At 69.6% G+C, this 12,125-nt stretch carries 14 protein-coding genes; 6 read left to right on the plus strand and 8 right to left on the minus strand.

The features are described from left to right. From AC3XYG_RS11385 to AC3XYG_RS11395, 3 genes are all read left to right on the plus strand, one after another. Positions 1-1,074, plus strand: a 1,074-nt coding sequence (locus AC3XYG_RS11385) for an FUSC family protein (protein ID WP_489139945.1), incomplete at its 5' end; no start/stop codon positions are given. Continuing rightward, positions 1,071-1,439, plus strand: a complete 369-nt coding sequence (locus AC3XYG_RS11390; protein ID WP_489139946.1) for a GFA family protein — start codon at positions 1,071-1,073, stop codon at positions 1,437-1,439. The genes AC3XYG_RS11385 and AC3XYG_RS11390, both read left to right, overlap by 4 nt. A 180-nt stretch (positions 1,440-1,619) precedes the next feature. Beyond that, positions 1,620-2,789 carry an MFS transporter gene (locus tag AC3XYG_RS11395; RefSeq protein ID WP_489139947.1) on the plus strand — a complete coding sequence of 390 codons (1,170 nt, stop codon included), beginning with the start codon at positions 1,620-1,622 and terminating at the stop codon, positions 2,787-2,789. Positions 2,790-2,807: 18 nt separating this feature from the next. Here AC3XYG_RS11395 and AC3XYG_RS11400 read toward each other — a convergent pair whose 3' ends face one another. Next, positions 2,808-3,188 (minus strand): ankyrin repeat domain-containing protein, encoded by a 381-nt coding sequence (locus AC3XYG_RS11400; RefSeq protein ID WP_489139948.1) that lies wholly within the window; start codon positions 3,186-3,188, stop codon positions 2,808-2,810. Positions 3,189-3,217: 29 nt separating this feature from the next. Then, the gene (locus AC3XYG_RS11405) at positions 3,218-4,678 is read right to left on the minus strand and encodes an SNF2-related protein (protein ID WP_489139949.1); all 1,461 of its coding nucleotides are present in this window, start codon (positions 4,676-4,678) and stop codon (positions 3,218-3,220) included. Positions 4,679-4,903: 225 nt separating this feature from the next. Between AC3XYG_RS11405 and AC3XYG_RS11410 the strand changes: the two genes are divergently transcribed. Next, positions 4,904-6,040, plus strand: coding sequence for a porin (locus AC3XYG_RS11410; RefSeq protein WP_489139950.1), 1,137 nt, complete (start codon positions 4,904-4,906; stop codon positions 6,038-6,040). A 36-nt stretch (positions 6,041-6,076) separates the two neighbouring features. Here AC3XYG_RS11410 and copD read toward each other — a convergent pair whose 3' ends face one another. The 6 genes from copD to AC3XYG_RS11440 all read right to left on the minus strand — a co-directional run bounded on the left by copD (position 6,077) and on the right by AC3XYG_RS11440 (position 10,671). Next, positions 6,077-6,955, minus strand: coding sequence for a copper homeostasis membrane protein CopD (gene copD / locus AC3XYG_RS11415; RefSeq protein ID WP_489139951.1), 879 nt, complete (start codon positions 6,953-6,955; stop codon positions 6,077-6,079). Then, positions 6,952-7,320 (minus strand): copper homeostasis periplasmic binding protein CopC, encoded by a 369-nt coding sequence (copC, locus tag AC3XYG_RS11420; protein WP_489139952.1) that lies wholly within the window; start codon positions 7,318-7,320, stop codon positions 6,952-6,954. The genes copD and copC overlap by 4 nt, the downstream gene beginning before the upstream one ends. Positions 7,321-7,366: 46 nt before the next feature. Continuing rightward, a complete protein-coding gene (locus tag AC3XYG_RS11425) occupies positions 7,367-8,155 on the minus strand; it encodes an anti-sigma factor family protein (RefSeq protein WP_489139953.1) in 789 nt (262 codons plus the stop codon). Beyond that, on the minus strand, positions 8,152-8,679 hold the full coding sequence (locus tag AC3XYG_RS11430) for a sigma-70 family RNA polymerase sigma factor (protein ID WP_489139954.1): 528 nt from the start codon (positions 8,677-8,679) through the stop codon (positions 8,152-8,154). Before AC3XYG_RS11430 ends, AC3XYG_RS11425 begins: the two co-directional genes overlap by 4 nt. Before the next feature lie 74 nt (positions 8,680-8,753). Next, a complete protein-coding gene (locus AC3XYG_RS11435) occupies positions 8,754-10,226 on the minus strand; it encodes a YncE family protein (protein WP_489139955.1) in 1,473 nt (490 codons plus the stop codon). Position 10,227: 1 nt separating this feature from the next. Then, positions 10,228-10,671, minus strand: coding sequence for a DUF305 domain-containing protein (locus tag AC3XYG_RS11440; RefSeq protein WP_489139956.1), 444 nt, complete (start codon positions 10,669-10,671; stop codon positions 10,228-10,230). A gap of 123 nt (positions 10,672-10,794) precedes the next feature. On the opposite strand from AC3XYG_RS11440, the gene AC3XYG_RS11445 reads away from it, so the two are divergent. After that, positions 10,795-11,637: an alpha/beta hydrolase gene (locus AC3XYG_RS11445; RefSeq protein WP_489139957.1), complete on the plus strand. Its 843-nt coding sequence runs from the start codon at positions 10,795-10,797 to the stop codon at positions 11,635-11,637. Further along, entirely contained in the window at positions 11,637-12,017 is a 381-nt protein-coding gene (locus AC3XYG_RS11450; protein WP_489139958.1) for a DUF4345 domain-containing protein, read from the plus strand. The genes AC3XYG_RS11445 and AC3XYG_RS11450 overlap by 1 nt, the downstream gene beginning before the upstream one ends. Positions 12,018-12,125: the final 108 nt, after the last annotated feature.

Raw genomic sequence — 12,125 nt, forward strand, 5'->3', positions numbered from 1 at the left:
TCCTCCGCCGCCTGCCGCCACGCGCTGCGCTGCGCCCTGTGCGTGGTGGTGGCCGAGGCAGTGGGCCGGGCGATCGGCCTGCCGCAGTTCTACTGGATCGCCATGACTGTGGTGATCGTGCTGAAGCCGGATTTCAGCGGCACGGTCAGCTTTGGCCTGCTGCGCATGTTCGGCACACTGGCCGGGTTGCTGCTGGCCACCGCCCTGGCCCATCTGGTGTCCGCCCATCCGCTGGCCGAGGCGCTGCTGGTCGGGCCGCTTTATTTCGCCTTCCGATATCTGGTGCCGGTGCATTATGGCCTGGCGGTGTCGCTGCTGACCGCGGTGGTGGTGCTGCTGCTCGGCCTCGCCGGCCTGTCGGCCGGGCAGTCGGTGCTGGATCGTGGCCTCGCCACGGTGCTGGGCAGCCTGCTGGGCCTGGCCGCTTATCTGCTATGGCCGACCTGGGAGCGGGGGCGCGAGCGGCCGATGATCGCGACCATGCTCGACTCCTACGCCACCTACCTCCTGGCCCTGCTGGGGACCGATGCCAAGGCGCAGGCCGATGCCCGCGGCGCCGCCCGCGGTGCCCGCGTCAACGCCCAGGCCTCGGTCGAGAAGCTGCGGATGGAACCGGCCGATCCCGGCCAGCCGGCGCGGGCGGAAGCGATCTTCGCCAACGCCAACCGCATCCTGCGCGCGGCCATGGCGCTGGAAAGCGCGCTGCACGACCACGGCCCGGCGGCGCTGGCGAAGCATGCGGCGATCGATCCCTTCGGCCGCGCCGTCGCGGCGGCGCTGAACGAACTGGCCGGGGCTCTGCGCGACCACCGCCCGGCCGCGATTCCGTTCGACCTGCCGGCGCGGTACCGGGTGCTGGCCGAACTGCTGGACCCCGCCGGCCTGCCCGAGGCGGACCAGCCGGTGATCCTGGCGCTGCTGGACGCCACCGACCGGATGGTCGATGCCATCGAGATCGTGGCTGGCGTGATCGGCCGCGTGCCGGCGGAGGAGGAGCACGAGGACGGGCCTGCGACCGAGCCGGGCGGGACAGCCGCTCCGGCAGCGCTCGCCATCGAGGGGAGGACGCCATGACGATCAAGGGGAGTTGCCATTGCGGCGCGACGCAGTTCGAACTGACGTCCGCGCCGGCCGATGTCACCCGCTGCACCTGCAGCTTCTGCGCCAAGCGCGGGCCGCTGTGGGCCTATTATCCGGCCGGGGAATTCAAGCTGCTGACCGCCCGCGACCGGGTGTCGACCTATCAGTGGAACAGCCACACGGTGCAGCACCATCACTGCGCCATCTGCGGCTGCGGCACCTACACCGAGATCCCGGAGCGGGTCGACGGCAAGCCGGATTTCAGCGCGCTCAAGGTCGGCGTCAATGCCCGGCTGTTCGACGATTTCGACCTGGATGCGGTGCCGGTGCGGGTGATCGACGGCAAGAACCTCTGGTAACCCAGGCTTCGCCTCCTGCCGGCATCCCAGCGCGTCACGCAAGGATGCCGTGCGCGGTGCGGTGGTTCCGCGGCCCGTGCGGCCGATCTACTGAATCCGGACAGACCGCGCAGCAGGGGGAGAGGACCATGGTCCTTTGCGCCAGGATGGTTCGACAGACGCCTCGCTCCGGTCGCCGGCATGGGTAGGTCCGATATCTGGATCCTGGCCGCCGCCTGCGGGATCGTGGTCGCCAACAACTACTACAACCAGCCGCTGCTGGTGGATTTCGCCGAGACCTTCCAGGTCACGCAGCGCGAGGCCGGTAGCGCCTCGATCGTGACCCAGGCCGGCTACGCGCTCGGCATGCTGCTGTTCGTGCCGCTCGGCGACATGATCGACCGGCGCCTGCTGATCGGCGCGCTGCTGCTGGCCTCGGCCGGCGCGCTGGTGGCGACCGCCCTGGCGCCGAGCCTGCCCTGGCTGATCGTAGCCTGCTTCGCCGTCGGCTTCACCAGCGTGGTGCCGCAGGTGACCGTGCCCTTTGCCGCGCAGCTGGCGCCGCCGCAGGAGCGCGGGCGGGCCGTCGGCACCGTCCTGGGCGCACTGCTGTGCGGCATCCTGCTGTCGCGCACCGTCGCCGGTTTCGTCGGCGCCGAGTGGGGCTGGCGCGCGATGTACTGGATCGCCGCGGGCGTGATGATCGTGCTGCTGGCGGTGCTGTCCGTCCTGCTGCCGAAGGACCGACCGTCCTTCGAGGGCCGCTACGGCGCGCTGATGGCGTCGCTCGGCCGGCTGGTGCGCGAGCAGCCGGTGCTGCGCGAGACGTCCATGATCGGCGCGCTGCAGTTCGGCGCGTTCAGCGCCTGCTGGACCACGCTGGCCTTCCATCTCGATGCCATGCCGGCGCATTACGGCAGCGATGTCGCCGGCCTGTTCGGCGTGATCGGCGTGGTCGCGATGTTCGTCACGCCGCAGGTCGGGCGGCTGGCCGACCGCAGGAGCCCGCAGCTCACGGTGCTGCTCAGCAGCATCGCCGTGCTGGTCACGTTCCTGCTGCTGGCGGCCATCGGCGGCTCGCTTTGGGGGATGATCGCCGGCTTCGTGCTGCTCGATGTCGCCGTGCAGTCGGGCCATGTCTCGAACATGACCCGCAATGTCGGCCTGAAGGCGGATGCGATGAGTCGGCTGAACACCATCTACATGGTGTCCCGCTTCATCGGCGGGGCCGTCGGCTCGGCCATGGGCAATTTGGCCTGGAGCCTATGGCAGTGGCCGGGCGTCTGCGCCGTCGGGCTGCTGCTGTCCGCCCTGGCGATCGCGGTGCAGCTGCGCCCACGCGCCTCCTCGACCAAGCCGATGATGCCGTGAGGCCTGCGGCACCGTCCGTCAGCGGCGGGCCGGCCCCTTGGCTTCCAGCAGCTTAATCAGGCGGCGGTTCTTGCGGGCGCGGGCGATGTCCAGCGGCGTGCCGCCGAAATCGTTGCGGCGGTCGGGGTCGCCGCCGCGTTCCCGCAGCAGCGCCACGGCTTCCACCCGGCCCTGCATCACCGCCTCATGCAGCGGGGTGTTGCCGGCTTCCCCTGACGCATTCACGTCGGCGCCGCCATTCAGCAGCGCCGTGATCTCGTCGATCCGGCCACGGATGGCGGCGACATGGATCGGGGCGTCGCCGAAGAGGCCGACCTGGTTCACCCCGGCCAGCTCCATCCCGCTGAAATCGGGCAGGTTCTCATCCTTGTAGCGTTTCAGGACGTCGTCGGCGTTCATCGCGGCCATCTCTCGAACTTCAACAGGACTCACGCCGCCTCGCGGGCGGCTGCCGCAGCCTCGACCACCGCGGCGATGGCGTCCAGCATCGCTGTGTCGTCGCCGGCCATGCCCTCCATCGACGCCATGCGAGCGATGACCGTGCCGGCCACCTTCTCCTCCACCGTGCCCTCGGCATAGGCGTAGTAGATTACGGCGCGCTGGCCGTCGCGGTGGCAGCGCCCCTCGATCTGCTGCATCTGGATCGCGCTGTGGCGCAGATCATGCACCACCAGCGACCGCTCGCGCTCGCCGCCCGGCAGCTCGCCGCGATGCAGCGAAATCGATTCGGTCACGGTGAACAGCACGGCATCCAGCTGCCCGGTCTGGAAGGCGATGCGGGTGGCCTCGTTGGCGTCGCCGGACTGGGTGCCGTTGATCTCGCCGACCGCCCAGCCGCGGCCGCGCAGCATCTCGGCCAGCATGGCGCTGGTCTCGAGGAAGGCGACGGACACGGCGACCTGCTGGCCGTTCGACAGCAGGTCCTCGGCGAAATCGGTGGTGCCGGCCAGGCGCAGCAGGCTGGCCTTCTGGCGGAAGCGCAGGTCGGCGGCCCAGCCGGTGGCGCGGCGGGTGCTGCCGCCGGCCAGGCCCAGTTCGCGCCGGAATTCGCGCCAGGTCGCGTCGTACAGCCGCCGGGACGGGGCATCCAGCGCGGTCGGCGCCAGCTCGCGCTGCACCTCCGGCCAGCCGGCGATGTCCTCGGGCCGGCGGCGCAGCCCGATCGCCCTGGTACCCTTGTACAGCAGCTCCGACATCACCCGCCGGTCCTCGGCGTTCGGCTCCCAGCTCCAGTTCTTCCAGCGCCCCTTGGCGCGGCCGATGCGCAGCCGCTTCATCAGGCCGCGGAAATCATCGAGCTCGCCGGCGCCGCCGCCGGCCGCCTCGGCCAGCAGCCGGCCGAGATAGGACAGCTCATGCGGCGCCTGGCCGGCCGTGGCGCTCATATAGATCGTGAAGGTGGCGGCCGCGGCCATCTGCCGGCACACCAGTCCCTGCTGCGAATTCGGGTTGCGGATGCGGTGGCTTTCGTCGATCACGACGATCGGCCAGACCCGCTTCGCCGTGCCGTGCTTGGCCAGCTCGTTGTTCTTGGCCCGGGTCGATCGCTTGGTGCTGGCCGGCGGCGGCGCCAGCAGCGATTTGGTCTTCTCGAAATTGGTCAGCGTCACCCGCTTCGCCGCGGTGCCGGACCGGGCGATGGTGCGGCGCCATTGCGGCACGGCGCCCTTCGGGCAGATCACCAGCACCTCGTCCTCGGGCATCGCCGCCACGGCCAGCCAGGCCGACAGCGTCTTGCCCAGCCCGGTCAGGTCGCCCAGCAGGAAGCCCGGCCGTCCCTGGGCCCGGGCCGCGAGGATGGCGTCGCGGGCCGTGAGCTGGTGCGGCCGCGGAATGAATTGCGGGCCGGTATCGGGAAGGGGCCGGGCGGCCGGGGCTGTCTTCGTCATGCCCCAGTTCCTGCCCCGATCCGGGCCGGCGTGGCAATGGTTGCTTCGCCGGCGGTTCCTTCGCCGCCGTCATTCGTTCCGGTCATGGCTGGCGATGATAGACCGGCCGGTGTGGAATATGACATTCCAGTTACAGTAACGTTTTCGCTTTTGTCTGGTCGAGACTTGGAGCAATGGATGGACGTCATCATTCCGGGGCGGTTACCGCCAAGACCAGGGTGTCTCATGGATAAGACCAAGTTCTACGGCGCCGCGGCTGCGGCCGCTCTCGCGCTGACCGCACTGCCGGCCATGGCCGACGTGTCGGTGAAGATCTCCGGCCGCGTCGGCTTCCTGGCCGGTGTCGTGTTCGGGGACAACCGGAACGCCCAGCTCGATCGCGACTATGATTTCGTGTCCGGTGGGCGGCTGCAGTTCGACATCAAGAACGTCACGGATTCCGGCCTCGAATACGGCGCCCGGGTGCGGTTCAACAATGTCGATCGCAAGAACAACGTCACCGTCGACCGCACCTATGTCTACGTCAAGGGTGGCTTCGGCACGTTCACCTTCGGTGATGCCCCCTACCTGGCCGAGGATATCGGCGTCGTCTACGCGCACCAGACGCTTGCCGGCAAGCTCGGCATCGACACCGACTGGGCCGGCGGCTTCCGCAGCCCGAATGCGACCGTCGGCGGCACCGACGCGTTCTACGCCGTGGCGCCGTACCAGCAGTTCGGCGGGCTGAATGCCAAGGACACCAAGGTCAAGTACCTCTCGCCCAGCCTGTCGGGCCTGACCTTCGGCTTCGACTTCACCCCGGTGGTCGGCGGCAACGGCCATGCCGGCAATGGTGGTGTCAACGATCTCGTCAACGACAGCACCACGATGTACGAAAACGTCATCGGGGCCGCCGCCGACTACACCCAGACCTTCGACGGCACCTCGGTGCGGGTCGCGGGCACGACCAACCAGGGCAACGGCGTCAGCGGCAATCACGACCTCCAGTCCTACAGCCTCGGCGGCCAGCTCGGCTTCGCCAACGGCATCTGGACCAGCGTGAACTGGACGCATTTCTCCAGCACGTTCCACTCCGACACGTCGATCGACTCGATCGTCAGCGACGTGTCCTACACCACCGGTCCGTGGATCGGCTCGCTCGGCTATGCCTACACCACGGCGCAGCGCGGCAACGGGCTGAAATCGTCCTTCACCAATGGCCAGGACCTGAAAACGAACCACAGCGCGCTGGCCACGGTGATCTACAACATCGCCCCCGGCCTGGATGCGTTCGGCGAGCTGCGGTACGAGCGGAACGAGTTCTACCAGGGCAAGTATTTCGAGACCTCGGCCCTGACTTCGGGCTTGGTGCTGGTGTTCTGATTTTCCGCAATGTCGACGGGCCCTTCGCGGGGCCCGTCACTGCGGATCCAGCAGCCCGAACACGGCCACCAGCGCGAGCACGCCGAGGCCGAGCACGATTTCGGCGATGGCGCCGTCGCGGATCATCCGGACGGCGCTGCCATTCGATCGCTTGATCCGCGGCACCTGGATGTAGCGGTTGGCGATCGCCAGCCCGGTCATGGCCAGGACCGCCAGGATCTTGCCGGCGAGCAGGGCCTGGTAGGGCGACGACCAGTCGGTCGGCCAGCCCCCCAGCACCAGCACGACATTCACCACCCCGCTGGCCAGCACGGCCGCGACAGCGACATGCCCGACGGTCGAGAACCGTTGCAGCGCCCGGATCGAATCCATGCGCCGCTCGGGCACGCGTAGCTCCGGCAGGCACCGCACGAACGGCACCAGGGCGCCGAGCCAGAAGCCGCCGGCCAGCAGGTGGATCGCCTGGTTGAGGCGGTGCAGCAGTCCGGGCAGGCCGGCCTGCATGGCGGCATGCCCGATCAGGGACAGGCTGGCCAGCAGCGCGCCGGCCGTCAGCGCGACGCGGCCCGATCGTCGGCAGCGGATCTGGAGCAGCAGCAGAAGGGACAGCGCGGCCCGTCCCAGCCAGACATGGCCGAAGCCGGTGTCGAACAACACGGCGCACAGGGTGTCCGGGTCGGTCGCGCCATCCCAGCCGCCGCCAATCTCCGCCGCCTGCAGCGGCAGCCACAGCCAGGTCGTGACCGCCGCCAGCACGATGCTCGCCCCCAGCGGCGCGCGGAACGGCCGGGCGATGACCGCGCCCAGGGCCGGCGGCGCCAGGAACCGGATGAAGACCAGGGTGCCGAAGACGAAGACCAGGGCCGAATAGTGCAGCAGGCGACAGGCGGCCAGGGCTCCGTCCAGCCAGCTCACTGACCGACCGTGAAGCTGTAGCGTCCCTTCGTGGTGTGGCCGTCGGTCGACAAAGCGTGCCAGTCGACGGTGTAGGCGCCGGGCTTCAGCGCGGTCGGGACCGGGACGACCAGGCTGGTGTTGTCGCCCTGGCCCAGGGCGGCGTCGCCGGTCGGGACGGCGCCGCCGTCGGGCCCGGTGAGTTTGACGCCGGTGAAGCGCAGCTCCAGCCCTTCCGAGAATTTCAGGCGCAGGGTCGACGGCGTTACCGTCACCGTGCCGTTCTCGGCCGGCACCGCCGAGGTCAGGTGGGCATGGGCGAAGGCCGGGCCGGTCAGCCCGAGGCAGAGCAGCGCAGCCAGGGCGCAGACGCGGAAATCGATCATGGAAGTCTCCTGAAACTATAGGTCATGGAAATGAAAAAAGACTGAATCAGCCGTCGAGCTTTTCGTCAATCTGGCGCCGCACCTCGTCGGCAATGGGATGCAGCAATTGCGCCGGCTTGGCCCCGACCAGGGAATAGCCGAGGCCCTGGTCGGCCCAGGCGACGCCCGAGACGGTGCCGCGGGAATGTTCGGACATCGGTGTGTCGCCGTCGATCGCCATCGGCCGCACCAGCATGGTCAGGCGGGTGCCGTGGCCGTCGTCATACATGAACAGCCCAGCCGGGCCGTGCGCGGTGGCGACCAGGCGGCCGCCCATGAAGTGGTATCCGGCCTGGGTCAGGTCGGGCACGCTGACCGGCCGCTGCAGCCGGTTCGACACCCAGCGGACCAGCTCGTCCTGCTTGTCGGCGCCGATCTCCACCGCGCGGACCCGGTCGGTCGCATAGACCGCGTAGCTGTCGGCCCCCTCCTGCGCCAGTGCGGCGATGCCGCCCTGCGCCGGTTCGGACAGGCCGCGCCCGAGCCAGCCGCCGCCGACGCCGAGCGCCAGCAGCAGGATCGCCGCCGCCGCCGACCGCCAGGGCAGGCGCCGGTACGACGACCGCCGCGCTTCGATCAGCCGGGACAGGGAGAGTTCTGGCGGAACCGGCTCCTCGGCGATCGGGCCGAAGGCGGAGCGCAGGGCTTCGCGCTGGGCGGCATAGCCGGTGATCCGCTGCGCCACCTCCGGATGGTCGTCGAGATAGGCCTGAACCTCGGCCCGCCGCTCCGGGGCCAGCACCCCGTCGACATAGCCGTGCAGCTCGTCCTCGGTGATCGGGTGGCCGATGTTCATTTCACCCTCCGCAGCGCAGGCTGGCTTGCGGCCGGCGTTTCCGAATCCATGGTTCTCTGCAGTCTCTCACGCGCCCGCGACAGGCGCGACATCACGGTGCCCACAGGCACGTCCAGCACCTTGGCCGCCTCGGCGTAGGACAGGTCTTCGACCGACACCAGCAGCAGCACGCTGCGCTGTTCCTCCGGCAGGGTGTCCAGCGCCCGCAGCAGCTCGCGGTGGCGCAGCCCGGCCTCCTGCGTCGGTGGTCGCGCGGTGGCGGCCTCGTCCGCATCGTCGATCGGCACGTGCCAGCCGCGCCGGGCGGCCTGGCGCATCCGGCTGACCGCGAGGTTGTGCAGGATGGTGAACAGCCAAGTGCGCGCATCGCCATCCGCCCGGCGCTGGTGCCAGCGGGTGATGGCCCGTTCCAGGCAGTCCTGCACCAGATCGTCGGCCCCGGCCGCGTCGGTCCGCATCAGCGACCGGGCATAGCGGCGCAGGGCAGGGATCAGCGGTTCGACCAGGATCATCATGTCGTTCATCGGCCGATCGCCCCTTTCGGCGTCCGGATGGCCCGGCCGTCCTGCCGCCGCAGCTGCAGGACGGCCGGAATCCGTCATTGCGCCGCCTGGACCTGCACCGCGGCACCGGTGGTGCCCGCCACCGTGCCCGGCGCGATCACCAGCCAGCGCCGCCCGGCATCGGCCTGACCTTGCACCACCTGCCGGATCGGGCCCAGCGCATTGACGATGGCGGAGCCGGCCGGGTTGGTCATGAAGGCCGCCAGCGGTTCCAGCGTGCCGCCGCCATCGGCCTGGCCGGACAGGGCCAGGACATAGGGCTGCTTCGGCTGCAGCCCCGTGGCCGCGGCCTGCAGCACCTGGGTCAGCCCCTGGTCGAACAGCGAGACGCTGGTCGGCGCCGGGCCGGCGGCCGGCTTGCCATCGCCGACCGGAACCATCGACACATGCGCGGTCTGGCCGGCGATGCCCAGCGGCTGCAGGTTCTGGGTGCCGTCGCCCTCCGGCACCGCATCAGGCACATAGTTGACCGCCTGCGGCGCCTGGCCGATCGCGACCGAGCCGATCACCGTGTTGGTCAGGGTGTCGATCGCCGTGATCTCGTCGCTGTTCTCGATGCCGACATAGACCCGGGTGCCGTCGCCCGACGGCCAGATGCCGTGCGGCAGGTTGTCGACCGGGATCGTGGCGACCTTGGAGAAATCGTCGGTGCGGAACACCTGGACCTGATTCAGGCCGCCGACAGTGACATAGGCGAACATGCCGTTCTTGTTGCGCACGATGTTGACGTGGTTGGTGATCGGCCCGGTGTCGATCGTCGTCAGCAGCTTGAACGGAGGCTTGGCGTCGAACACCTGGGTCTTGCCGATATCCTTCAGCGTGAACCACACCTGGGTGCCATCCGGCGTCGCCGCGATGTTCGGGCAGAACGGGCTGGCCTGCTGGATATGGCCGACAATCTTGTGGTCGGCCACCGTGACCACCACCGTCTCCGGATTGAACGACGAGCAGATGTAGCCGTATTTGCCGTCGGGCGAGAAGATCTGCATCCCCGGGCCGGCCGGGACGATGATCCGGGTCTTCTCCTCATAGGTCTTGCCGTCCAGCACCGAGATGTAGTTCTCGCCGCGCACGGTGACCCAGACCTCGCGGCCGTCCGGCGTATAGAAGGCCTCATGCGGCGAGCGGCCGACATAGGTGGTGTGCTTCACCGCATTGGTCGCGGTGTCGATGAAGGTGACGGAGTTCGAGCCGATCGACACCACGGCGAGGGTGCGGTGGTCGGGCGAGAAGCCCATGCCGTGCACCAGCAGCTGGCCGCGGTACAGCGGGCTGAAATTGGTCGGCTGCGGGTCGCCCAGGCGGATCACACCCAGCAGCTTGTTGTCGACGGGGTCGGTGACCGACACGGTGTTGGAGAACTGCTCCGCCGCATAGACCCGGTCCTTGTGGCTGATCGGGATGTCGGGGGCCGAGGCCGCGAGGGGGGCCTGCCCGGCGAAGGCCGACAGGGGCGCGGCGATGGCCGTGGCGGCCAGCAGGGCGGACAGCAGGAGGGTGCGGGTCACATCAGTGCTCCATCGGCATGGTCATGGGCTTGGCAGAACCGCCGGCCGGCGGCGCGGCGGAGGAGGGGGCGATTTGGTCGGGTGCGGCGACGGAGGGCGGCAGCGGCTGGCCCAGCGCCAGCCGCATCGCGGCAATCTCCTGCTGCTGCTCGACAATGATTTCCTGGGCGATGCGGCGCAGCTGCTCATTGTGGCCATAGCGCAGCTCGGCCTGCGCCATGTCGATCGCGCCCTGGTGGTGCGGGATCATCATCGCGGTGAAATCGGCATCGACGTCGCCGGTCGGCTTGACCGACATGCCGTCCATCATCGTCGTCATGGCGGCGTCGTTCTCGGCCAGGAACGGCGCTTCGTCAGGGCCGGCGGCCCAGGCGGTGGCGCCGCCAAGCAGCAGCGCGGCCAGGATGATCGCCCTCGGATGGGGAAGCAGGCGGGGCAGGGACATGGGGCCTCCAGGCATCGGCAGCGGGACCGTGATGACCCTATGGACGCACCATCTCCGGCTTTATTCCGCCCTTGCGGATTTATAATCCGCATCCGATTGCGGGCCGCCGGCGTATGACGACCGATGCGCGCGCTTTTCCTCTCCCTCCTCGCCTTGCTTCCCGGCGGCTGCTCGCCGCTCGGGGCGCTCAACGCCGCCCTGGTCCGCAACAATGCGGAGGTCGAGACTGGCATCGCCTATGGCGGGCAGGACCGGCAGATGCTGGACCTGTACCGGCCGGCGAAATCGGGCGCGGCGCCCGCCCCGGTGGTGGTGTTCTTCTACGGCGGCAGCTGGACCAGCGGCGAGCGCCGCGACTACCGCTTCGTCGGCCAGGCGCTGGCGGCCGAAGGCATCGTCGCGATCGTGCCGGATTACCGCCTGTCGCCGGCCGTGGCCTTTCCGACCTTCGTCGAGGACGGCGCGGCCGCCGTGGCCTGGGCGGCGGCGAATGCGGCCCGCTATGGCGGCGACCCCGATCGTATCGTGCTGGTCGGCCATTCCGCCGGCGCTTATATCGCCGCCCTGCTGGCGACCGATCCGTCCTACCTCGCCGCCCAAGGCCTGCCACTGACCCGCATCCGCGGCATGGTCGGCGAGGCCGGGCCGTACAGCTTCCACCCGTTGAGCTGGGTGCCGACGCGCGATGTCTTCGCTGGGCTGACCGAGGAGGACAAGGCCCGCCCGATCGCCCAGGTCGGGCCGCAGGCGCGGCCGATGGTGCTGCTGCACGGTGCCGCCGACGACACGGTGAAGCCGAGCAACACCACCGAGATGGCGGACCGCCTGCGCGCCGCCGGGGTGCCGGTCGAAACCCATTTCTATCCCGGCCTCGGCCATATCGGCCTGCTGCTGACCTTCTACCCCACCTTCCGCGGCAAGGCGCCGGCCTTCCAGGATCTGGTCGCCGCGGTGAAGGGGTTCTGATGCGCGAACGGCACCTGCTGCAGGCGGTGATCGCCATCGGCGCGCTGGTGCCGATATCAGGCGGGCTCGGCGGTATCCTGAAGGGCGCCGGCCTGCTGGCGGGGTCGCCGGCCGACACCCATTTCGCCTATCTCTCGGGCCTGCTGTTGGCGATCGGGCTGGCATTCTGGGCGTCGATCCCGCGGATCGAGGCGCATGGCGCCCGGGTGTCGCTGCTCGTGGCCCTGGTCGTCACCGGCGGCTGCGCCCGCCTGGTGGCGATCAGCGCCAGCGGCACCACCGACCGGGCGGCGCTGCTGCCGCTGGCGATGGAGTTGGGGGTGACGCCGGCGCTCTGGCTCTGGCAGCGCCGCGTCGCCCGGCTTTCAGCCCGCTCTTAGATACTTCGCGCTGCTGTCGTGTTCGAACAGGTGCAGCAGGATGCGCAGGGCCTGGCCGCGTGGACCTTCCAGCTCCGGGTCCTTGTTCAGGATCAGGGCGACGTCGTC

It is taken from the genome of Inquilinus sp. (assembly GCF_057815775.1).